Genomic DNA, 22638 nt, shown 5'->3' with positions numbered 1-22638 from the left:
TTAGAATGCCCCAGGAAAGACAATCAACAATCGGAGACGTTCGTTTCTAGCGGAGCTAGGAGCGACGAGCGTCGCACTCAGTGCGCTTCCCATGACGAGCGCCCGCCTCCCGCGACATGAGCGAATTTACCAAAACGCCCTCGACGTTCGTGACCGGACGTATAACCACGCAAATTTCGTCGAGTATCTCACGAAGCACGGTGCTACGGTGTCTACGCAACGAACGGTCGATGCGCTCCCGAATCGCGACTCAACGATCACGCTGGCGAATGAGAGCAATGGGAGTGACGCCACAACAACGCAGAATGGTGGTGTGACGACGCAGAAGATCGATACCGACGAGATCACGGGCGATATCACGCTGACGCGATTCCACGGTGGCGGTCAGGTCGATACCTATGTCGACTATTATTTCGACATCGAAACCCACCAGTTCGCAGGCGAAGGGAACGCGGACCATATCGGTGTCGGATGGAACGACGACCACTACCTCATCGTGGACTATACGTGGTACTGTAACGATAGTCGTCACATCGGCTTCGAGGAGTCGGAACCAAACGGCTTCGATCACTGGTTCAACGACAAGTGGGCAATCACGACGAACACGACGTGGTATGGTTACGTCGGCTGCCGCATCGAGGAGCTTTCAACGAGCCAAGAGCGTTATGTCCGTGGTGAATACCTCCATACGTGGAACAGTGCGAGTCTCGCGAGCTTTGGCGTCTCGCCAAGTGGTGGTATCAACTTCAACGTGAACAATTCGAGTAGTTCGTGGGAAGGTGCGTACGCAACCGTCAGAGAAAGCGATGCAGACGACGTCTGGTGTTGCTGACTCTGTTAGGCCTGCCTCGGTACACTCCCCGATTCTCGTCTTACGAGGATCGCGATCATGGGACCGCAGTTGAGGGGACGAGGTACGTCGATTCGCGCAACTAGCGTGGAATATCCGGTAACTGATCCGGATAGATACGACCGATGCGGCCAGTGATTACGAATGATCCGGGCAGAAATGCATAGTACAGGATTAAACCGCTCCGAGTGTCGAGGTTGATGTCAGCGTGGCCGAAACCCGGAAGCCCGTGTCGAATCCGGCGGCACGAGAACGTCTCACCACTCAAAGAACGCCTCGGCGTTCTCCCAGAGGATCTTTCGCTGTACCGACTCCGGGAAGTCGGTGTGCCGCTCGAAGGAGTCGAGCCACGCGTCGGGGCGGATCATGGGGTAGTCGGTGCCGAACATCACTTTGTCCTCGAGGACGGTGCCGGCGTAGTGGAGCACCTGCTCGTCGACGTACTTCGGGAGCCACCCCGAGAGGTCCATGTAGACGTTCCCCTTCTGCTGGCAGATGGCGAGTTGCTCTCGCTCCCACGGGAACGCCGGGTGGGCGACGAGGATCCGCAGGTCGGGGTGGTCCGCCGCCACGTCGTCGATCAGCATCGGGTTCCCGTACTTGAGCTTGAGCCCACGTCCCCCGGGTGCGCCAGCGCCGAGCGTCGACGACCCGCCGTGGAAGACGACGGGCACGCCGAGGTCGGCGATGGTCTCCCAGAGCGGTTCGTGTTCGGGTGCGCTCGGATCGAACCCCTGGGCGATCTGCTGGAACTTGAACCCCGAGAGGTCGAGGTCCTCGACGCACCGGATCGCCTCCTCGACGCAGTCGTCCTTCAGCGGATCCACTCCCCCGAAGCCGACGAAGAAGTCGGGGTGCTCGTCGCGTACCTCCGCGACGTAATCGTTCGGAACCGGCGGGTTCCCCGTGTTGGTCTCCGCGTCCCAGCCGAGGAGGACCGCGCGGCCGACGCCCGCCTCGCGGTACTCCTCGCGCATAGCGTCGTAGTCCCACGTCTCGATGGACGTGCCGAACTTCCGCGCCGCGTCGCGCATCATCTCGCCGCCCGCGTCTTCGAGGAACTCGGCGGTCGGCTGGTGGGCGTGCACGTCGACGGCACGCGGTTCGCGCTCCTGTTCGAGGACGGATAGCATGTACGGAGGGTTGCGGTACGAGGCCAAAAGTGTTCGACGTCGAACGGCGCTATCGGATAGACGACAGTCGACGTTCGATACTGTCCCAATATCAGAACATACACGTATTAGGGAACGTTTATGGTGCGGCGCACCTCGTCACGGGTATGGGATACGCGATACTGGCGGGTCCCGAGGGGATCACCCTGCGCGGGAGCGGGGACCTCATCGGCGCTCACTTCCCGCGCATCGACGCGGAAGTACGCCGTCACTACGACCTCCGACGGCTGCCCCGAACGCGCCACGTCGGATACGCCCGCGTCGACGAGAACGACGACCTCGATCTCGCCCTGTTCGACACGACGCTGACGGTCCGCGTGTGACCGGGCAGGGTTCTCGAACCCCCGGCCGAGCGCGATCGTCGTCCCGTCGGGAGTGACAGAAGGACAATTCAATCGTAATAAGCTTTCTGTACTCGGCACAGACATGTTTATTAGAGGTGACGTCCAAGCGGTAGCATGGCCGCCGACCCTGATCCCCACCGGTCGACCACGCTCACGGTCTCGAACGCATGCCCCTCCCGCGCCGAGCGAACCGTCGGACTCGCCCGCCGACTCCTCGGACGACAGTCGGAGTGTGACTCCCGGCGAAAGCTCGTCGGATCGGCCGACGGCATCGTCTTCATGCGCTCCTCCACGGGTCGTCGCTGACCGTCCGCCAGACCCGCCACCCCCGACCGCCACCCCCGACCGCCACCCCCGACCGCCGCGGGCGAGACGACGCACCGGACCCTCCGTGCGCGGCGGTATCACGCCTACCACGCGTCGACGTGAGAGGGGCACGCGAACGTGCGCACCGAGACCGACCGGTACGCACCTCGTCGGCGCTCTCGAACGGGCGCACGCGGCACGTCCACCGACGCGGCACGTCCCACCCGCGGTCGAGCACCCCCTTGGAGGAGATCCCCGACGATCCGGCGGGTTATATTTCTATCACGTATCGTAGATAATTAGGGAATGTCGTGTTTTCGCACCTTTATGTTCGGTAAGAACACGCTACCCGAGTAAACGGTCGTGAGCGTTTATTGTTGGTACAAGAGTCGTCGCGCGTGATGCCATCAGACAGGCGTCGTTCGCGTTCCGGCGGCGGTGCCAGCGCGGACGCCAGCATACTCGAATCGATCGGCGGGATGACCGTCGTCGTCGTCGCGGCGGCGGTGATCGTCGTCGCCGTCGGCGCGTTCGCCCTGTGGGGTGCCTCCGGGCTGTTCGGCGGCGGCGCCTCGGTCCCCGCGAACGACACCGCGGACACGGTCAACTCGACCGACACCCTCACCGACGCGGGCGGCGAGAACGCGTCGACGGACGACGAAACCCCCACGCCGGCGAACGACTCGGTCGAGGACTCGAACACGACCGACGAGGGAGGGACGACGACCCAGACGCCGGCGGACACGCCGACGGAGACGGAGACGCCGACCGAAACCCCATCAGACACGGAGACGCCAACCGAAACGCCCACCGACACGCCGACTGAGACGGACGACGGGTCCTCGGGCGACGGTTCCGATAGTGCCTCGTGTGACGTAGACAGCACCCCTGATGATGGGACTCACACGCTAGTCATCGACGGGCAGAGTTCCGATGTATCGGGCTACAAGGTTACCGTATCGGGGGAGATTACACCTGTCCGCGGCGGGACTGCCAACGACGAACTCAGCGCCGACGGGAGTACCCTCTCGGGGAAGGTCAGCGACGGCTACGACTCGTACAAATTCACGGGAGAACTCCACACAGTTACGATCGATGGTAAAGCCCTCGTGAAAGTCGATGATGTGGTCGTCGCAAAGAGCGGGGGAGCGACTGATCAACGGCCCAACTGCGGAGACGGTTATCCGTATGCAGTAAGTATAGACAACACACCGGGACCCACGCCAACCGTCCTTTCGGTCGATGGGCATCTCCACGAGAACATATACGGCGAGTACACGCGGTATGCGCCGTCGGACGTTAACTCGATCAGGGCACACATGACGAGTTACGGAAGTGGACTAGCTCTCTCCTTCGAAAAAAACGATAAGACGCTCTTTTCCGCTAATATCGAGGACATGTATGGTGAAGCGGGATTCGAGTTCAATCGAAGCGAGTCGATCGATGGTGAGGCGATTACGGGCGATTACACGATCAGCTCCAATGATTACGGCGTGCTCTTCATCGAGAAGGTCTATCGAACCGATGACGGCGTTCTAACGACGATGACCAAGACTTACCCTGGTGAAAACGAGACGACCACTATCGAAGGTAGCAAGAACCTCATCGGTTTCAGCGTCACCGCAGGTTACCCCCAAGATGGACAACAGCACGAAGAGCCGTGGATATCGACGTTCACCACTCCCAACGGTAGCACGCAGACCAAGACCGGTAGTTGGGGGGTTACGTTTACGGTCGGAACAGAACCGAGCTACGACTTTCGGCAGTGAGCCATCCGATCGTGGCGGAGATTCGGAGAGCGTGTTTTCGTCGGTTTTTTCGACGTGCTCGCAGTGACAGCGTTTGTCGGGGGTAAATAGCGTTTTGAAACGTGGAGGACGCGCTACTCCCGCCGCTTGAACAGGAACTTCATGTCGCCCGCGAACACCTCCTCGCCGGTCTGCTTGGTCGTGTGGGCGTCGATCACGACCAGTCCGGCGTCGTCGCGGCTACTCAGTTCGCGCCGCTCGGTGACCTCGAATTCCGCCTGCACGGTGTCGCCGATGAAGATCGGGTTCTCGATGTCCATGTAGTTCATCCCGAGGAAGGCGATCACGGTGCGCTCGACGAAGCCGCAGCGCTGGACGAGGCCGGTCGTGACGATGAACGTCATCGGGCCGTGGCCGATGCGCCTGCCGAACGGCCCCTCCTCCGAGTACTCCTTGTTCGTGTGGAGTTCGGTCCAGTCGCCCGCGAAGGCGGAGTGGAAGACGAAGTCGGCCTCCGTGATCGTTCGCCCGGCGCTCTCGAACGTCTTTCCCACCTCCATGTCCTCGAAGTAGTGCGGCTCGTAGCTGTACGCCATACGCTACCAGTCCGACGACCGAGATATGAAACTACCGCCCGGCGACCGGCGCGAGGCGGCCGGCGCGGACCGCGAGCGCGCCCGCGACCGGGGAGACCGACGCGGCGATTCAGCCCGTCGTCCGGTGGTCGTACACGCGCTTCACCTTCCCCGTCTCCTGGCGCTCGATGCCGCCGGGGTCGACCACGCGCACCGCGTCCGGCGAGAAGGCCAGTTGCGCGTCGAGCGCACGCTGGACCCGCTCGCGGAGGTCCTCGGGGTCGCCGTCGTAGTCGGCCGCGCGCTCGACGGTGATCTCGATCTCGTCGAGTTCGGCCGCGCGGTGGAGGTCGATGCGGTACTGCGGCTCGACGCCGTCGATGTCGAGCACCGTCGCCTCGATCTCGCTCGGGTAGAGGTTCACCCCGCGGACGATGATGAGGTCGTCAGACCGCCCGGTGACGTTGTCCATGCGCGCCGTCGTGCGCCCGCAGTCGCACTCCTCGAAGCGGAGGCGCGTCACGTCGCCCGTGCGGTAGCGCAGGACGGGCAGACCCTCCTTCGTGAGCGTCGTGAGTACCAGTTCGCCCTCCTCGCCGGCCTCCAGGACCTCGCCGGTCTCGGGATCGATCACCTCCGGGTAGAAGTGGTCGTCCCAGAGGTGCAGGCCGTCCTGGGCCTCGGCGCACTCGATCGAGACGCCGGGGCCGATCACCTCCGAGAGGCCGTAGATGTCGACGCCGGTGACGCCGAGGCGCTCCTCGATGGCCTCGCGCATGGGTTCGGTGCAGGGCTCCGCGCCGAAGATCACCGTCGAGAGCGGGAGGTCCCGAACGTCGACGCCCCGCTCGTCGGCCCGCTCCGCGAGGTAGAGCGCGTAGGAGGGCGTGCAGGTGAGCGTCTCGCTCCCCAGGTCGGAGAGCAACTGGAGCTGACGGCTGGTCTGACCGCCGCCGATCGGGATCACCGTCGCGCCGAGCTCGTCGCAGCCGTGGTGGACCCCGAGCCCGCCGGTGAACAGGCCGTAGCCGTAGGCGTTCTGGACGGTCTCGCCCCGCTCGACGCCCGCGGCGGTCAGCGAGCGCGCCATGACCTCCCGCCAGAGGTCGAGATCCCCGCGGGTGTAGCCGACGATCTTCGGCTTCCCGGTCGTGCCGGAGGAGGCGTGGATGCAGCGCATCGCGTCCTCGGGGACGGCGAACATCCCGTCGGGGTAGGTGTCCCGGAGGTCCTCCTTCGTGGTGAACGGGAGGCGGCCGATGTCCTCGACGCCCTCGACGTCGGCGGGCGAGACGCCGGCCTCGTCCAGCCGCTCGCGGTAGAAGGGGACGTTCTCGTAGACGTGGGCGACGACCTCCCGGAAGCGGTCGTCCTGCAGCTCTCGGACCGTCTCGCGGGGGGCGGTCTCGATGTCGTTCCAGACCATGGGAGGGGGTCGCAGGCGGACGCGAAAAGTGTGCGGGCGCGCTCGGCGGTGAAACGCGACGGGGAGGCCGGTTCGGCGTCCGTTGGATCGCGTGACTCGATCCGCCGGCGGACTGGACGAGAGGATCAGCCCGAGAACTCGTGGTAGCTCAGTCCCTCGCGCTTCATCTCGCTGCGGCGGCGTTCGAGGAAGGAGTAGACCGCGCCGTGGGGCGCGCCGTCGAGGATCATCTCCACCGCGCTGCGGACGGTGCGGACCTGCTCCGGGCCGCCGATGATCCCGACGGTCGAGCCGTAGATGACGACCGACGCGCCGGTGAGTTCCTCCATGAGCTGACGGGTGCGTCCGCCCTCGCCGATGAGCCGTCCCTTCTGACGGCGGAGGTCGTTCTTGTTGCGCGTCGCGGCGTCGAGGTCGACGAGGTCGAGCATCCGCATGTCGTCGTCGAGCAGCGAGAGCGCCTCCTCCGGGGCGAACCCGCGGCCGATGGCTCGAACGACGTCGGGGCCCATCAGCCCGAGGACGGTGTCGCCGACGCTCTCGACGGCGACCGCGCCCGTCTCCGAATCGATGTCGAGTCGCACCTCCGCCCGATCCTCGATCCGTCGCATCGTCGCGCCGCCCTCGCCGATGAGAGCGCCGATGCGGTCCTGCGGAATCGTCACGTGCTGCATGGAGGTGCTACCGTCCCGATCGGTTTCAAGCCTTCGCCGTCAGGTCGACCCGGCGTAGACGACCTCCCGACGGCTCGCGCCGAACAGGTCCGTCTCTGCCTCCTCGACCGGCTCGAACCCCCGCGACTCGTAGAACCCCCGACCGACCTCGTTCTCGGCGAGCACCCGAATCTCGAGCCGCTCGGCTCCGCGCTCGCGCAGGCGGTCGCGGATCGCCTCCAACAGCCGGGTGCCGATCCCCTCGCCCCACCGACCGGGATCGACGTAGAGCGAGGTGAGGTGACCGTCTGTCCCGTCGACGCCCGCGGTGGCGTACCCCACCACCTCGCCGTCCGCGACGGCCACGCGGTAGATCGTCCCGTCGCGCTCGATCGCGACGCGGACGAACGCCGGGTCGTACCACTCGGCCAGGGCGCGCTCGATCGTGTCGTCGGCGAGGAAGCCGCCGTAGGCGGCCTCCCAGCCGCGGCGGGCGATCCGGCGGATGCCGGGCACGTCGTCGGGCGTCGCGGGACGGACCGTTACGTCGGTCATGCGCGAGGAGTCGGAGGCGACCGGATTCAGTCTTACCAGACAGTGTCAATTTCTCGCACGACGGGGGCGATCCCGACCGCCGCGAGCGCCCGCTCGCGCTCCTCGGCGGTGAGGCGGTACAAGCGAGCTTCGACAAGAGAACGACGCTCATCGAGAGCGGGACCGAGGTCACTCGTCGTCGCGCTTCGACCGGCCCGTGAGCTTCGAGAACAGCACGCGCGCGATCTTCGGCGCTGGCGTGACCGCGATGCGGTCGTCACCCTTCGCGCGAGCAGTGCGTTCGCGCTTGGACGCCTCGTGCTCGTCTTCGCGGCGGTCGCGTCGTCGATGTTCCACGTGCGATGCCATGTTAGATACACATACGTGAGCAACGTCAAAAGCGCTCCGGTGGTCGTACATCGCCGTCGTCACACCGTGACGACGGCGACGAGTACGTCCCCGACGACGGTCGCGATACCACCAACGAGCGATACGATGGGATCGACGGCGAGACTCGCGAGCAAGAGCGCCAGCCCGCCGATGAGGAGGAGTTGGCCGTAGAAGACCCCCGTTCGCAACCCGGCGATGTTCTCCTCGTTGACGAGCTGCGAGCCGACGTACACCTCGAGGAGTTCGCGTTTGGCCTCTATCGGGTCCATCCCCGGCGTCTCTGCCAGGTGGTGGGCGCTCGCGCCGATGCGCGGCTGTTCGCCGCTACTCGAGATCACGAACAGTGCAAACGCAGCCAGCAAGAGAACGACCCCGGGTACCCCGAGCCACGGATCGAAGATGCCGAGCCCGCGGAGACGACCGAGCGCCACGACCGCACCGAACAGGACTCCAGTGAGCTTCGCGAGGGAGCCGGCCGTCGTCGCGAGGTCGTAGGATTGCTCCAACTGTCGCTCCATGACGAGGTGCGATTCGGCGAGCGCCTCGTCGAGAGACTGCTCGTGAACGTCGGGGGATGGCGTGACGCGACTCCACGAGCGGTCGCCCGTCGCGCCGTCGGCGTCGTCAGCACCAACGGTGCCGGCGTCGCTCGTCGAAGCGTCGGCTCTCTCGGCCTCCGGGACGGCGGGGTCCTCGTGCCCTGTTTCGTCGGCGGAGACGTCCTCGTCGACCATGCGGTTCTACTCTCACGAGTACATTCACGGACAAAATAGTTTCTACGCCGGGATCACTCGTCCTCTTCCACGTCGAGCGTCCGCACGCCGGGACCGAGCCCGACCGCCGCGAGCGCCCGCTCGCGCTCCTCGGCGGTGAGGCGGTACGGTTCGAGCGCCCCGTCCAGTTCCGCGTCGCTCGGCCGGCGCGACTGGTGGGCGTCGAGGAAGTCCGCGATGCGCTCGGCGGCGCGGGCCTTGAGGTCGCCCGTCAGGAGGTCGCCGGCGCGGTACTCGCGGGCCAGCCGCTCGACTTCTGCGTCGTCAGGTTCGAAGAACGCGTGGAGGTAGCGGTAGGCGACGTCCACCTCCGGGTCGCCGCCGAGTTCGCGGTGGGCCTCGACGCTCGACTGCCCGCCGGAGTAGGCGTACTGCATTACCTTCTCGCGGACCGTCTCGCGGTCGTCGGTCAGGTCGATGCTCAGGGCCTCGTCGGACGCGCTCATCTTGCCCGGCCCGCCGAGGCTCGGGAGGAAGCGCGAGAGGAGCGCCCCCGGCTTCTCCGCGTCGAGGACCTCCTTCGCGGCGACGTCGCGACAGAGGCGCACGTGCGGGTCCTGGTCGACGGCGATGGGGACGGTCGTCGCGTGCGGGCCGCGGACGAACTGCGGGAGCAACAGGTGCGTCGCCTGCACCGCCGGGTAGAACCCCATCCCGACGTTCTCCGGTTCGCCGTAGACCGCCTCCACGGTCGCGGGCGTGACGCGCTTCGCGAGCGCCGTCGCCAGCGGGTAGATCACGTCCGCGTCCGCGGTGTCCACGACGATCCGGGTCCGATCGGGGTCGAACCCGACCGCGAGGAGGTCTCTGAGGTTCTCGCGCGCGTACGCCCGCACGGCGGCGAGCGAGAGGTCCTTCGAGAGGTACTTCTCGTCGTCGGAGAGCGGGACGTAGACGTGCGCGCCGGTCTCCGCCTGGAGCCACTTCGCGAAGTAGAACGGCAGGACGTGTCCGAGGTGCATCGGCCCGGAGGGGCCGATCCCGGTGACGATCGAGATCGGCTCGTCGGCCTCGATCGCGTCGAGCAGGCGGTCCACGTCGCGGCCGGCGTAGAATACGCCCCGGTGGAGGAGCGGGTGGGGCGGCCGGGGGAAGCGATCGATCTGGTCGTCGGTTAGCGCGTCCGCGCCGAAGCGTGCGAGCAGTCTCTCGTAGTCCACCTCGCCCGAAACGGCGTAGGGAGTGACGTCGAAGTCGTCCGGTTCGACGGCGTCGGCCGAATCGGACGAGTCGGACGAGTCGGTCGGATCGTGATCGGTGGGCATCTGTGTCTGGTCTATGTCTGTGTCCGTGAGCGACGGACGGCGTCGCGGTCGGTGACGGTTCGGGAGGGAAAACGGGAGCGAAGGGAGCGCCGACCGGCCGTCGGCGCGGTTACGCCGCGCCGGCGACCGGATCGGGACTGTCCGCTGGCGAGGGGGCGCGCCAGCGCCAGCGGCGCAGTCCGGTCATGCTCGAAGCGAGTCGCCCGAGCGAAAAAACGGTTGCGACCGCGCCGTCGAGGGGTCGAGGCGGATGACGGTGGGCCATCGAACCGCCGGGAGGGACTGAGAGGGATCGAGAACGCGGGGGCTTTCGAGGGCGTTCTCTACGACGCCTGCCGAGTTCCCTCTCGACACTGCCCTAGTCGAGCGCGACCGTCTCGACGGCGTCGACGCGGGGGAGCCGGCGCAGGCGCGGCGACAGCAGCCAGTAGGCGGCGAGGAGTGCGAACGAGACGCCCGTCGCGGCCATGACGGCCGACGCCGAGAGCGCGTCCGCGGCGGCCCCGCCGAGGAGTGCACCGAACGGCGTCGCGCCGGCGGCGACGCTCGTGATGACGGCCGTGACCCGCCCGAGCAGGCCCTCGGGGACGAGCACCTGCGTCATCGACAGCAGCAGGACGTTGGTCGCGCCCACGGGGACGAACGACAGGAGGAGGAGCGCGACCGTCCCCGGCAGCCAGCGGAGCGCGACGGCGGCGACCCACAGCACCGCGCTGATCGAGAGGCCGACGACGACGAGCCGACCGAACGGAAACCGCCTAAGTGCGCTGGCGAGGAGCGCGCCGACGAGGAGGCCGCCGCCGACACTCGCCGTCAGCAGTCCGTAGGCCGTCGCCCCGCCGAGGGAGTCGCCGTAAGCGGGGAGCACGGCCATCGCCGCACCGAACGCGAGGTTCGTGACCACCGCACCGACGAGGATCCGCGCGATGACCGACCCCCGAACGAAGTCGACGCCGACCCGCAGCTCCGAGAGGTACGACGATTTCCCTCCGTCGACGGCGACGCGGCCGTCGACCGCGTCGTCCGCGCCGCCGGGCGACGGATCGCGCGTCGGCGGGCGGACGCGGAGCGTGGCGAACGCGAGGGCGGCGACGAGAAACGAGAGCGAGTCGAGCAGGAAGAGGACGGTCGTCCCCACGAGCGCGACGAGCAACCCCGCGAGGGCGTTGAAGGCCGCGTCGACGCCCTGGTAGCTGAGCGAGAACGCCGAGTTGGCGGCCACGAGGTCCTCCCGGTCCACGATGCGGGGAAGCGCCGCCGACTGCGCCGGGTAGACGGGCTGGTTCAGCAGCGAGAGCGCCGGCATTACCGCGAGGACGAGCCAGACCGACAGGTACCCCGTCCACGCCGCGAGCGGGATCGCTGCCACCAGTCCTGCCTGCGCGAGTTGCGTCGTCACGAGCAGGGGGCGCAGGGGCGTGCGATCGACCAGCGGCCCGAAGAGGAACTGGAGGGTCGTCGGGAGCATCGCGAGGAAGGCAGCGAGGCCCGTGTAGAACGTCGACCCGGTGAGATCGTAGACCAGCCACATCGACGCGATGTAGTAGACGCTGTCGCCCGCGTTCGTGACGACCCGTCCGACGAACAGCCGTACGAAGTCCGGATACCTCGCCAGTTCGAGCATACCTCCGCTGCCCACCGATCCGGAATAAGTGTATCCAGAACGTAATTTCTGTCTGTCGGAGGACAGAAGTTCGGTTCGGTCGGTCAGCCGGCGGTTCGCTCGACGGCGGTCACGGTCGCCGTCGCGTCGACGTGCGCGACGAGCGTCTCGCCATCGACGGTGATCTCGACGCGCACCGCCGGTGGGTCCTCGGAGACGGTGGTGATCTCGAACGCCTCGTGGCGGGCCGTGACCCGCCATGATGGGGTCGTCATCGCGTCGATCCCGTGGTCGGCGTAGAATCCGAGCGCCGCGGCGTGGTAGTACACCGGGAGCGCGGCGAACCCCGTGGCGACGTCGCCGCAGCGGTCGCACCGATACTCGACGCGGGGCGACTCGCCGTCCTCCAGCAGGAGACGACCGGAGAGCCGACCGGCGCAGGTGTGACAGAACCCGGCGACGATCCGGGCGAAGACCGTCCGCATCCACCGGTCGAACGTCACGGGGAGTTCCTCGCGGTCGTACTGGTCGACGGCCCCCGGGGGAAACGAGAACCGGTTGTACCACTCCTCGCAGGCGGGACAGCCGATACGGACGTGTTCGTCCTCGTACTCGGCGACCAGTGGGCGCTCGTCGCACTCCGGACACGGGTCGTCCACGTCGATCGGCGAGGTCGTCGCCTCGGCCGTGTAGGTGCCCGCGAGGAGCGCGCCGACGACCTGCATTCCCGCGAGCGTCAGCTCGTATCCCTCGTCGCTCCGACGGACGAAGTGGCCGACCAGTTTCGAGAGGTGGTAGTTGAACCGACCGGAGTCGGGCGCGCCGACCCGCTCGCGGAGCGCGGAGAAGCTGGTCGGCTCCGTCGGCGTCTCGCTCAGGGCGCGGAGGATGCGCACCCGCGTCTCGTCGCCGAGGAGCGCGAACGCCCGCTCCGGCGGGAGGCGGTCGACGCTGACGCCGGGTCCGTCGCTCGTCTCGCTCATCACTCCCACTTGCGAGCGGGCGGGCATGGCTGTGTCGTCTACGGTTACGGCTCCGGGTCGGCCTCGGTGACGTAGTCGAGCACGTCCTCGGTCGTCACGTCGAGGCCCTGTCGGGCGAAGAAGTTCGCCACGTTCCGGCAGTCGCGCTCGAGGAACTCGCGGCTGTTGGGGTGGTGGACGGTCACCGCCTGCCCGAGGTCGATGACGTAGAGTTCCCCGTCGTGGACGACGAGGTTGTACTCGCTCAGGTCGCCGTGGACCAGCCCCGCGCCGTAGAGCCGTCGGGCGTACTCGCGGACCACCTCGTAGGCGGTCTGCGGGTTCTCGACACGCACCTCGGCGAGACGGCGGCCGCGCTGACCGCCGTCGTCGCCGACGTACTCCATCACGAGGACGTTGCGCTCCACGGCGATCGGCACCGGGACGCGGACGCCCGCCTCGCGGGCGCGCTGGAGGTTGGCGAACTCCTTGCGGACCCACGCGAGGACGACCTTCGACTTGTCGCTGCCGATGCCGGAGAAGCGCGGATCGCCGTCGAGGTAGTCGCGCATCTGGCGGAAGTCGCTCGCGCTGATGCGGTACACCTTGACCGCGACGGTGCCGTCCGGCCCGAGCGCGGTGTAGACCGAGGCCTCCTTGCCCGTCGAGATGGGGCCGCCGAAGGCGTCGATGTGGCCGTCCTGGACGAGCTTGTAGATGGCGGCGAAGGTGGCGTCGTCGAACACCGACTCCTCCACCTTGAACTGATCTGCGTCCTTCAGGCGCTTTCTGAACTCGAGGAACTCGCGGTCGCGCTTGCGCGCGATGCGATCGGCTTCGGTGTCCGAGACGTCGAGTTCCTCCCACTCGTCGCCGGGCGCGTCGACGACCTCGGTGTCGAGCAGGCCGTACTCGTCGGTCATCGGCCGGCCTCGCGGTCACAGAAGGGGGTTCGATCGCCGCCCTCGCCGCTCCGCGGGTGGGGCGTCATGTGCTCACGCCTGGATGTGCCCCTCCCGACGGAGCTGGTCGGCGTCCTGCTTGTCGTAGCGCCAGACGACGTCCGCCTTCTCGTCCTGCCAGTCCCACGGCTCGACGAGGACCACGTCGTCCTCGCGGATCCAGATGCGCTTCTGCATCCGACCGGGGATGCGAGCGGTGCGTTCCTTGCCGTCCATGCAGCGAACCTTCACGCGGTTCGCCCCGAGCATGTTCGTGACGACGGCGAACACCTCGCCCTCGTCGGGCATTCGCAGGTTCTTCCTGCTACCGCTGTCGCTCATGTCCCCCCGTTTGTGGGGCGCACGGTTAAACTTTGCAAACGCCCGAGCGCGACCCCGCCTCCCCGACGAGAAACACCGTGTCCTCCTGCGCGAAGACCTCTCCGAGGAGGGTCAGAGATACGTACGCGATGCGCACAATCGTGTGTAAAACCTCGACTAAGACCGCGCCTCATCCCCTCGCTTCGCTCGGGGGTTCGGCGCGTCCGCTCGCTCGCTACACTCGCTCGCGGGTGCCGCGCTGGCGTCGGCGGTGGTGGACCGGGCCAGTCGTCCCCGTCCGTACTTTTATAACGGAGAGCGGGACCAGAGCCCCTCGTGACGTAACGTCCGTCGCGGGGCGCTCGCGGTTGTGCGACGCCACGCCCCGCGAGCAGTGCCGCGGCGTCGCCTGCACGCCCACCGTTTACTGCGCTCGCTTCGCTCGCGCTCGATCGCCGGCAAAACCTCGACTAAGACCGAGCCTCACCCCCTCGCTTCACTCGGGAGGTTCGGCACGTCCGCTCGCTCGGCCGTCGGCCTCGCTCGCGGTTGCGGACGCGGAACCGACCGCTCCTCGTTCGGCTCCCCTCGTCTCGGTCGCTCGCCGGAGGGTTCCCGCGGTCGGTTTCCCCTGCGCTCTCGCGTTCGGGTGCGCGGGAACCGTCGTCGCGTTCCGTACTCTCCAGTCGAAACGCCGCCCCCTCAGTCGAGGCGTTCGAGGACGGCGTCGGCGTCGTAGGCCAGCGACAGCTGTCGGGAGCGCCCGCGGCCGTCGACGCTCGTGTACTCCGCCTCGATGATCCCGAGCTGATCGAGCTTGTTGATGAGCTCGGAGTACCGCGTGTAGCCGAGGTCCGTCTCCTGGGAGAACGCCTCGTAGACGTCTCCGGCGCGCTCGCCCTCGTGCTCGGCGACGACGCGCACCAGCGCGACCTCGGAGTCCGAGAGCCCCTGGAGGTGCCGCGAGAGGTGGACGTACTTCGACTTGTTGTACGCCTCCTCCACGTCTTCCACCTCGACGGTGCGGCTCGCGCGCATCTCGGCGTTCAGGCCGGCCCGGCGCAGGAGGTCGATCCCGACCCGGAGGTCCCCGCCGGTCGTCGCCGTGAGTTCCGCGACGCGGTCGAGCACGTCCAGCCCGGCGACGCCCTCGCGGAACCCCCGCTTCACGCGCTCCTCCAGGATGTCCGCGATCTCGCGCTCGTCGTACCGCGGGAAGAACACCTCCTCGGGGCGGAAGACGCTCTGGACGCGCTCGTCCAGTTCCTCGATGATGTCGAGGTCGAGGTCCGAGGAGACGATGATGACGCCGATCTTCGCGCCGGTGTGGGCCTCGTGCGCCCTGAGCAGCGAGTAGAGCGTGTCGCTCGCCTCACCCTCGTAGAACAGGTAGTTCACGTCGTCGAGCGCCACCACCAGCACCTCGTCCTCCTCGACGAGGCGGTCGGTGATCTGCCCGAAGAGCTTCTTGAAGGAGATGCCGCTCGTCGGCGGTTCGTAGTCGAACATCTCCTCGAACAGCCGCGAGAACACCGCGTATCGCGTCGAGTCCACCTGGCAGTTCACGCGCGCGACGTTCACGTCCGAGACGGCCGCGAGTTCGCCGAAGAGCTTCTGGACCGCCGTCGTCTTCCCCGTCCCGGGCGGCCCGCGCGCCATCACGTTCAGCGGGCGCGAGCCGCGCACCGCCGGCCTGAGCGCGTACTTCAGGCTCTGCATCTGCTCCTCGCGGTGGCGGAACGTCTCGGGGAGGAAGTCGATCTCGAAGACGTGCTCGTCGCGGAAGACCGACTCGTCCCACGAGAGCATCTCATCGTCCGCCATTCACTTTCACCAGACTCCCCGGACTACTTAATCCTTCGTCCGGTGTCGGGCCCGTGGCTGACGACCATCCCGCGCTCTACCGTAATCGGGATCCCGATTCTCACTCCGCGAACTTCCCGAGCAGCCGGTCGTAGAACGCGTCCTCCTCTGCGGTCGCCAGCTTCTCGACGATGAGTTCCGGCGTCGAGCGCGCGAGCCGCCCCTTCACGGGCGAGCGGTTCACCTCCAGTTCGCCGTTCACCAGCCCCGCGGCCTCGATGCCGTCCACCTGCACGTCGAAGCCCGTCGCCTCGCGGATCTCGCCGGCGAGGTGCGAGACGAAGACGGCGGTCGCGCCCTGCTCGTCGAGCGATTCGAGGATGCCGGCGATGATCTTCGCGCTCGCGCCGGGTTCGGTGATGCTCTCCAGTTCGTCCACCAGCACCAGGCGGTTCCCCTCGTCGGTGACGAGGCCGCCGAACTCCCGGAGGGTGGACTCGAACGCGCCCGCGTCGAGCGTCCCCTGGCTCTTGGCCTGGTAGTGCAACGCGTCGAACCGCTCCAGGCGGACGCGTTCCGCGGGCACGGGCAGCCCCATCTGCGCCAGCACGACCGTGAGGCCCACGAGGTCGATGGTGGAGGTCTTCCCGCCGCTGTTCACCCCCGAGAGGAGCGCCACTCCCTCGACCCCGTAGTCGACGGGGTCCACCTCCTCGAACGGCACGTCGAGCAGGGGCGAGCGCCCGCCCTCGATCTCGAAACCCCGTCCGCCGAACGCCGGGAGCGCGCAGTCGAAGTCGCGGGCGAACCGCGCCACCGCGAGTTCCACGTCGAGTTCGAGGGCGTCCCGCACGAGGTCCTCGACCGGCGCTCTGAGGGCGGCGAGGTCGGCGGCGAGGTCCGCCTTCAGCGCCGCCGCCCGGCGGTCCCGCGCGGCGGCGAGTTCCGTCCGCAGGCGCGCGACGGCCTCCTCGTCGTGGCTCACGGGGAACGTCGGGTCGTCCGGGAACGCCCGCTCGGCGAGGTCCGCGTGGTCGCGCAGTCGGAGGGCGTCGACGACGTGCTCGCGGGCCGCCGCGACCGCCTCGTCGAACTCGTCGGCGAGTTCGCGGTCGAGCAGGGCGTCGACGCGCGCGCCCTGCTCGACGAGCGAGAGGAGGTCCGCGCCCTCGATGGTCACGTCGCGCGTCTGGATGGCCTCGCGCAGGCGGTCGTTGGCGACGCTCTCGCCGGTTGAAACGGCGGCGTCGACGTCCGAGACGGCGTCCTGCAGGCGGCCGAGTTCCTCGTCGCCCCTCACCGTTCCGTCGGCCTCGATGCGCGAGAGGCCGTCCCGGAGGGCGTCGAGGTCGCACGGCGGGTCGAGGCCCGCCGCCTCGTGCACGTCTGCGGCGGCGAGCAGGCGCTCTCGGTTCTCCGCGAAGAACGCGAGCAGGCGCTCGGGGAGCACCTCCTCGATCCGGTCTTCGGCGTCCGGGAGCACGCGCACGTCGCCGGGGAGGTCGAGCCCCGCGAACCCCTCGTCGAGCGCGATCACCGTCGAGTAGCCGCGGGCGAGTTCCGCGAGGTCGGCCGCGTCCTCGACGAGTTCGACGCTCAGCTCGGGGAACTCGCGCTCGGCGCGGGCGTACGCCTCGGCGTCGCCGGTCGCGAGACAGCGCTCGCGCACCCGAAGACCGGCGGGGTCCGTCAGCGGCGAGACGCCCGCGAGCACGTCGAGCACGGCCGGGTCGGGGGCGCGCTCCGTCGCCTCGGCGACGAACGACCGCACCTCCTCGATCCGCGAGCGCGACGCGCTCGGGTAGAACGTCTCCAGGCGGCGCTTCGCGTAGTCGGTGACGGCCCGCTCCCGGAGGAGGGAGAGCGCGTCGTCGTAGAGTTCGCGCGCCCGGTCGGTCCGGAGGAACCGGCTCGCGTCGCCGTGGCGCTCCCGGATCGCTCCCCGGGCGATGCGCGCGGCCTGCCCCTCGGTGACGCCCGGCGCGCGGGCGAGCGCCGCCACGTCGCCCTCGCGGAGCGCCCGCTCGGCGTCGTCGAGGTGGGCCAGTCGCTCGGCCGTCTTCGCGCCGACGCCCGGGATGGCCTCCAGGTCCATACCGGGGTCGTTGCGGTGACGCGGCAAAACTGCAACGCTCCCGACACCGGGAGCGCGGCTCGCGCTCGGCCCCCGACGATTCGATTTGCGGGGGTTCCGGCGGTCGGATCGCCGTTCGACCGCCGTCCGACCGCGAGCGCCCCGCACACAGTGGGCTTTTCTCTCCCCCCGCCGAACGCCGCCCATGGACGTAGCGGACAAACTGGCCGCCGCGCGCGACGCGCTCGCCGAGCGCGACGGCGCGCTCGTCGCCTTCTCGGGCGGCGTCGATTCGAGCGTCGTCGCCGCCATCGCACACGACGCCCTGGGGGATCGGGCGGTCGCCTGCACGGCGAAGAGCGAGACCCTGCCGGCCGAGGAACTGGACGAGGCCCGCCGGGTCGCGGCGGAGATCGGTATCCGACACGAGGTGGTGGAGTTCTCCGAACTGGACAACCCCGACTTCGTCGCGAACGACGGCGAGCGCTGCTATCACTGCCGGACGATGCGCCTCGGGGAGATGTTCGACCGGGCGCGGGAACTCGGCATCGGGACGGTCTGCGACGGGACGAACGCCAGCGACCCCGGCGAGGGCCACCGCCCCGGCCTGCGCGCCGTCGAGGAACTGGAGGTGTTCTCGCCGCTGCTCGCCCACGACGTCGAAAAGTCCGAAGTCCGGGAGATCGCAGAGCGGTACGGCCTCTCGGTCGCGGACAAGCCCTCGATGGCCTGCCTCTCCTCGCGCATCCCCACGGGCGTCGAGGTGACCGAGGAACGCCTCTCCCGGGTCGAGCGCGGCGAGCGCCTCCTGCGGGCGTGGGGCTTCCGACAGTTCCGCGTGCGCGACCACGACGGCCTCGCGCGCATCGAGGTGGGCCGGGACGAACTGGAGAAGGCCCTCGACGCCGACTTCGTCCGCGCCGCGCGCGCACACCTGCGCGAAGCGGGGTTCGACCACGTCACCCTCGACCTCGACGGCTACGAGACCGGGAGCGTCAGCCCCGCGAACGACGCGGTCTCGATCTTCGACGCCGAGTACCCCACCTCGGACTGATCAGGCGGAGTCCCGCCACGGCGTCCCGTTCTCGACTCGGATCTCCGGGTCGCTGGCCACGACGAACTCGTTCAGACAGCAGTTGTCGACTCGATGACTCAGCAGGGCGTCCGGGATGGTGTGACCCTTCAGGTGCCCGAGGGCGAGTCGGATGGGGCCGCCGTGGGTGACGACGAGCGTCGTCCCGTCGTGCTCGAGCACCGCGCGCCACCCCTCGAGGACGCGCTCGCGGACCGTCTCCAGGCTCTCGCCGCCGTCGGGCGTTCGGTCCGCGGCGTGGGCCGCCTCCTCGCCCAGGCCGAACTCGGGGAACCGCTCGCGCATGTCGTCGTACGAGAGGCCCTGGTAGACGCCCACGCTGCGCTCGCGCCACTCCCGGGCGAACGTGACGGGCACGTCCCCGAGCGCCTCCCGGACGCGCGCCGTCGTCTGACGCGTGCGCAGGAGGTCCGAGGAGACGACGCGGTCGATCGAGTACCGCTCCCCGAGGTACCGTCCGGCCGCCCGCGCCTGCTCGACGCCCCGCTCGGTGAGCGGAACCGGTGCCCAGCCCTGCATCCGTCGGTCGCGGTTCCACGTCGTCTCCCCGTGTCGCATGAGGATGACCGTCGCCATCGCTCCGCGATTCGACGGCGGGGGATATGTGCTGTGGGGTCGGCGAGGCGGCGGGCAGAGCGGAGAGGTGGTGGACGAGAGGTGAGGGAGGTGAGCGAGGTGAGGCGCTATCGATCCACCCAGCGCAGGAGGAACAGCGTCCCCTCGAACAGGACGACCATCGTGAGGGCGACGATGATGGGGGCCATCCCGGTCGGGTCGGGGCTGAACAGCAGCGCGACGCCGACGAAGCCGCCCCAGAAGTAGAGCCGCCGCCGGACCAGCCACCGGCGGCTGGTGAGCCCCATCATCACGGCCAGCAAGATCAGCAGGGGTATCTGGAAGACGGCGGCGAAGAAGCCCATCATCATGAGCATGAGGTTGAACGTCTCGGTCAGCCCGAACGCGATCGTGGCGGCCCCCTGCGAGTAGCTGACGAAGTAGATGAACAGGGCGGGCAGGACGAGGAAGAACGCGAAGGCGACGCCGACGAACGCGAGCACGAGGCTCGTCGGCACCGCCGCGAGGTAGTACCGCCGCTCGTGCCGGTAGAGTCCGGGGCGCATGAACAGGTAGGTCTCGTAGACGAACACGGGCAGCGCGACGACGAACCCGGCGAGCGTGGCCACCTTGAGGCGGGCGAGCACCAGGGCGAGCGGCTGGTAGACGTGCGGGCGGATCCCCTCCACGTCGCTCGCGATGTCGCCCAGGATGCCGTACCAGATGGCGTTGATGAGCTGGTCGGAGAACGGCAGCGCGACGGCCGCCACGACCGTCATCGCGATGACGACCACGCCGAGGCGGTTGATCATCTCCTCGATGTGGTCGGCCAGCGGCATCTCCTGGTCGCTCTCCGGCCCGTCGAGGAACGGATCCGGCTCGGGCGTCGGAGGCGTCGACTCCGGGACCGTCTCGCCACCGTCCGGCGTCGGCGCTACCGGTGGCTCCCGGTCCTCGGCTCGCTCGTCGCTCGAATCCGCGCCCCGATCCCCGTTCGGGCGCGTGTCGCCGGTCATTATCCGCCGTAGGTGGCCCAGCGATTGTAAGCCTTCTCACCTCCGCGGGGGTTCGGCGTGGCAGTGGCCCCGACCGCCAGCGTCCGACCGCCGCCTCCGTCCTCGCCCGTCCACCGCCGGCCGCCACCGCCGACCGTCCTCGCCCGTCCACCGCCGGCCGTCGCTCCCGCGACCGAAAAGATTGATAACGGCAAGTTGGCTAGGTCGAGTGTGTCGAGCGTGATTGACGAGGATACCGCACGGGCTATCGACGACGGGCGGCAGACGGTCGCCGCGATGCTACGGACGGCCCAGACGCACCTCCAGAAGGTGTTCATCGTCTTCCTCGTCGGGTTCCTCGGTTCGTTCTACTTCATCAACCTCTACGTCTGGGACTTCCTGAAGGCGCGGTTGCTCGCCGAGGGCGCGTCCGTCATCGCCGTGACGCCGTTCGACGTCATCCTCCTGCAGGTGAAGATGGCGCTCATCGTCGGCGGGCTGATCGCGCTCCCGGTGTTGCTCTACTTCGCGCGCGAGCCGCTCCGCGAACGGGGGCTCATCCCGAACGCGCCGGTGGCCCGGTGGAAGGTCGCCGTGCTGGCGCTGTTCGGTCTCGTGCTGTTCGCCGGCGGCGTGGCCTACGCGTTCGGGCTGCTCTTTCCAATCCTGTTCGACTTCTTCGCCAGGAACGCCATCCGGTCGGGGTTCACCCCCACCTACTCCATCGTCAAGTGGACCCAGTTCATCGTCATCCTCTCGCTGGCGATGGGGCTGGCGGCGCAGCTCCCGCTACTCATGAGCGCGTTCACGTACGCCGGGATCGTCCAGTATCGAACGTTCCGCGACAAGTGGCGGCACGCCTTCGTCGCCATCGCCGTGCTCGCCTCGGTCATCAACGGGTCGCCCGAACCGTTCTCGATGATGCTGGTCGCCATCCCCATGGCGGCCCTCTACGTCGTCGGCCTGCTGTTCTCGCGGTTCATCCAGGCCGCGCGCGGCGCACACGCCGCGCGCGACGGCGCGCGGCGGGGCAGCGGCGATCCGGCCGACATCGACCTCTCGACGCTCGACGCGGCCGGCGTTCGCGCCGCCCCGCCGGAGGCGTTCGCGGAGATGACCGAGGAGGAGGCGCTCGGCCACGCCCGGACGGCGATGGACGAGGGCGACCACGACCGGGCGCAGGCGATCCTCGACCGCTTCGACGAGGTCGAGGCGGCGCGCGAGGGGGAGGCGTCGACGGGTGACGGGACGACCGCCCCGACCGCCGAGGCGGAGGCGGTCCCCGACGGAACGACCCCCGACGAGGGGGACGACTCCGACGTCGTGACCCGGACGACCACCGGCGTGGTCAACGCCTTCAGCGACGACGAGCGGAGCGAGGACGAGATCGGCGGCTACTTCTACGACCTCCAGTTCATCATCGGTAGCCTCGCGTCGAAGTCGTTCCGCATCGTCGCGCTCTTTCTGATCGTCCTCGCCGCCGTGTTCACCGCCCTCTACCAGGGCGGCATCGACGTCCTCCGGCAGGACTTCCTCCGCCGCCTCCCCGCGTTCGTCGACAAGGACGTGGTCGACATCGCCGTACTCCACCCCGTCGAGGCGCTCGTCTTCGAGATGAAGGTGGCCGCCGTCGTCGCGTTCGTGACGACGATCCCGCTCGTCCTCTACTACGCGTGGCCCGCGCTCGAGACGCGCGGGTTCGTCTCGGGGTCGCGCGGCGTGCTGTTCACGTGGGGCGTGACGACGTTCGTCTCCCTCGTGATCGGCAGCGTCGTCGGCTACGCCGTCGTCGCCCCGAACGTCATCTCCTGGCTCGCGTGGGACGTCATCAACTCCGACATGATCATCAAGTACCGCATCAACAGCTTCGGGTGGCTCGTGTTCCTCACGACCATCGGGGTCGGCCTGCTCGGGATCGTCCCCTCGACGATGCTCCTGTTTCACCGCGGCGGTCTCGTCCCCTACCGCGCCATGCGGGGTCGCTGGCGCGAGGTGGTGGTCGGTATCTTCACCGTCACCGCGCTCGCCGTCCCCGGCGGGGTGTTCACGATGCTCCTGTTCAGCGTCCCCCTGATCGGGGCGTACTTCATCGGTCTCGGCCTCCTGTGGCTCTACACCCTCGGCGGTCGCCGGTCCGCCCGCTCGACCGGCCAGCGGGCGGACTGATCGGTCGAGCGCCCTGAAACCTTATCAACCAGGACGATACAGGGGACTGGTATGGAGCGTCGTCTGTCCCACTTCCCGATCTGTCCGCC

Annotated in this window: 22 protein-coding genes; 6 read left to right on the top strand and 16 right to left on the bottom strand. The window is 68.2% G+C overall.

All coding sequences use genetic code 11. The features are described 5' to 3' along the window. Nucleotides 1-91: 91 nt before the first annotated feature. Nucleotides 92-832: a hypothetical protein gene (locus NKI68_RS10555; protein WP_254543015.1), complete on the top strand. Its 741-nt coding sequence runs from the start codon at nt 92-94 to the stop codon at nt 830-832. 275 nt (nt 833-1107) lie between these two features. Here the strand turns inward: NKI68_RS10555 and NKI68_RS10550 are convergent, their stop codons facing one another. After that, nucleotides 1108-1983 (bottom strand): amidohydrolase family protein, encoded by an 876-nt coding sequence (locus NKI68_RS10550; RefSeq protein WP_254543014.1) that lies wholly within the window; start codon nt 1981-1983, stop codon nt 1108-1110. Between the two features lie 146 nt (nt 1984-2129). On the opposite strand from NKI68_RS10550, the gene NKI68_RS10545 reads away from it, so the two are divergent. The 3 genes from NKI68_RS10545 (at nt 2130) to NKI68_RS10535 (ending at nt 4441) form a co-directional block, all read left to right on the top strand. Further along, nucleotides 2130-2345: a hypothetical protein gene (locus NKI68_RS10545; protein ID WP_254543013.1), complete on the top strand. Its 216-nt coding sequence runs from the start codon at nt 2130-2132 to the stop codon at nt 2343-2345. A 135-nt stretch (nt 2346-2480) separates the two neighbouring features. Continuing rightward, nucleotides 2481-2672, top strand: coding sequence for a hypothetical protein (locus NKI68_RS10540; RefSeq protein ID WP_254543012.1), 192 nt, complete (start codon nt 2481-2483; stop codon nt 2670-2672). Nucleotides 2673-3073: 401 nt separating this feature from the next. Continuing rightward, nucleotides 3074-4441: a hypothetical protein gene (locus NKI68_RS10535; protein ID WP_254543011.1), complete on the top strand. Its 1368-nt coding sequence runs from the start codon at nt 3074-3076 to the stop codon at nt 4439-4441. Nucleotides 4442-4554: 113 nt separating this feature from the next. Here NKI68_RS10535 and NKI68_RS10530 read toward each other — a convergent pair whose 3' ends face one another. The 13 genes from NKI68_RS10530 to NKI68_RS10470 form a co-directional block, all read right to left on the bottom strand. Continuing rightward, nucleotides 4555-5016, bottom strand: coding sequence for a MaoC/PaaZ C-terminal domain-containing protein (locus tag NKI68_RS10530; RefSeq protein WP_254543010.1), 462 nt, complete (start codon nt 5014-5016; stop codon nt 4555-4557). Between the two features lie 109 nt (nt 5017-5125). Beyond that, a complete protein-coding gene (gene paaK, locus NKI68_RS10525; protein WP_254543009.1) occupies nt 5126-6421 on the bottom strand; it encodes a phenylacetate--CoA ligase PaaK in 1296 nt (431 codons plus the stop codon). Between the two features lie 125 nt (nt 6422-6546). Next, nucleotides 6547-7095: a KH domain-containing protein gene (locus NKI68_RS10520; RefSeq protein WP_254543008.1), complete on the bottom strand. Its 549-nt coding sequence runs from the start codon at nt 7093-7095 to the stop codon at nt 6547-6549. Between the two features lie 39 nt (nt 7096-7134). Further along, nucleotides 7135-7629, bottom strand: coding sequence for a GNAT family N-acetyltransferase (locus NKI68_RS10515; protein WP_254543007.1), 495 nt, complete (start codon nt 7627-7629; stop codon nt 7135-7137). Between the two features lie 168 nt (nt 7630-7797). After that, complete coding sequence (locus tag NKI68_RS10510; protein ID WP_254543006.1) at nt 7798-7977, bottom strand: hypothetical protein; 180 nt, start codon at nt 7975-7977, stop codon at nt 7798-7800. Between the two features lie 59 nt (nt 7978-8036). Continuing rightward, on the bottom strand, nt 8037-8732 hold the full coding sequence (locus NKI68_RS10505) for a hypothetical protein (protein WP_254543005.1): 696 nt from the start codon (nt 8730-8732) through the stop codon (nt 8037-8039). A 53-nt stretch (nt 8733-8785) separates the two neighbouring features. Further along, nucleotides 8786-10036 (bottom strand): tryptophan--tRNA ligase, encoded by a 1251-nt coding sequence (locus NKI68_RS10500; protein WP_254543004.1) that lies wholly within the window; start codon nt 10034-10036, stop codon nt 8786-8788. Nucleotides 10037-10394: 358 nt separating this feature from the next. Continuing rightward, complete coding sequence (locus NKI68_RS10495) at nt 10395-11660, bottom strand: MFS transporter (RefSeq protein WP_254543003.1); 1266 nt, start codon at nt 11658-11660, stop codon at nt 10395-10397. Nucleotides 11661-11743: 83 nt separating this feature from the next. Further along, a complete protein-coding gene (locus NKI68_RS10490) occupies nt 11744-12622 on the bottom strand; it encodes a winged helix-turn-helix domain-containing protein (RefSeq protein ID WP_254543002.1) in 879 nt (292 codons plus the stop codon). Nucleotides 12623-12666: 44 nt separating this feature from the next. Then, nucleotides 12667-13524 (bottom strand): serine/threonine-protein kinase Rio1, encoded by an 858-nt coding sequence (gene rio1, locus NKI68_RS10485; protein ID WP_254543001.1) that lies wholly within the window; start codon nt 13522-13524, stop codon nt 12667-12669. 72 nt (nt 13525-13596) lie between these two features. Further along, nucleotides 13597-13884: a translation initiation factor eIF-1A gene (eif1A, locus tag NKI68_RS10480; protein WP_254543000.1), complete on the bottom strand. Its 288-nt coding sequence runs from the start codon at nt 13882-13884 to the stop codon at nt 13597-13599. 681 nt (nt 13885-14565) lie between these two features. Further along, the gene (locus tag NKI68_RS10475) at nt 14566-15687 is read right to left on the bottom strand and encodes an ORC1-type DNA replication protein (protein WP_254542999.1); all 1122 of its coding nucleotides are present in this window, start codon (nt 15685-15687) and stop codon (nt 14566-14568) included. Nucleotides 15688-15787: 100 nt separating this feature from the next. Then, nucleotides 15788-17761: a MutS-related protein gene (locus NKI68_RS10470; RefSeq protein WP_254542998.1), complete on the bottom strand. Its 1974-nt coding sequence runs from the start codon at nt 17759-17761 to the stop codon at nt 15788-15790. Nucleotides 17762-17945: 184 nt separating this feature from the next. Between NKI68_RS10470 and larE the strand changes: the two genes are divergently transcribed. Further along, complete coding sequence (gene larE / locus NKI68_RS10465) at nt 17946-18794, top strand: ATP-dependent sacrificial sulfur transferase LarE (protein WP_254542997.1); 849 nt, start codon at nt 17946-17948, stop codon at nt 18792-18794. Here the strand turns inward: larE and NKI68_RS10460 are convergent, their stop codons facing one another. Together NKI68_RS10460 and tatC (NKI68_RS10455) are read right to left on the bottom strand one after the other, a co-directional pair. Continuing rightward, entirely contained in the window at nt 18795-19409 is a 615-nt protein-coding gene (locus NKI68_RS10460) for a histidine phosphatase family protein (protein WP_254542996.1), read from the bottom strand. 107 nt (nt 19410-19516) lie between these two features. After that, the gene (gene tatC, locus NKI68_RS10455) at nt 19517-20404 is read right to left on the bottom strand and encodes a twin-arginine translocase subunit TatC (protein WP_303657478.1); all 888 of its coding nucleotides are present in this window, start codon (nt 20402-20404) and stop codon (nt 19517-19519) included. 210 nt (nt 20405-20614) lie between these two features. On the opposite strand from tatC (NKI68_RS10455), the gene tatC (NKI68_RS10450) reads away from it, so the two are divergent. Beyond that, nucleotides 20615-22549, top strand: coding sequence for a twin-arginine translocase subunit TatC (tatC, locus tag NKI68_RS10450; RefSeq protein ID WP_254542995.1), 1935 nt, complete (start codon nt 20615-20617; stop codon nt 22547-22549). Nucleotides 22550-22638 lie beyond the last annotated feature (89 nt).

Origin of the sequence: Halomarina pelagica (assembly GCF_024228315.1) — an archaeon.
GTDB lineage: Archaea > Halobacteriota > Halobacteria > Halobacteriales > Haloarculaceae > Halomarina > Halomarina pelagica.
Note: the sequence above shows the minus strand (reverse complement) of the source record. Positions and strands in the feature narration are given on the sequence as shown.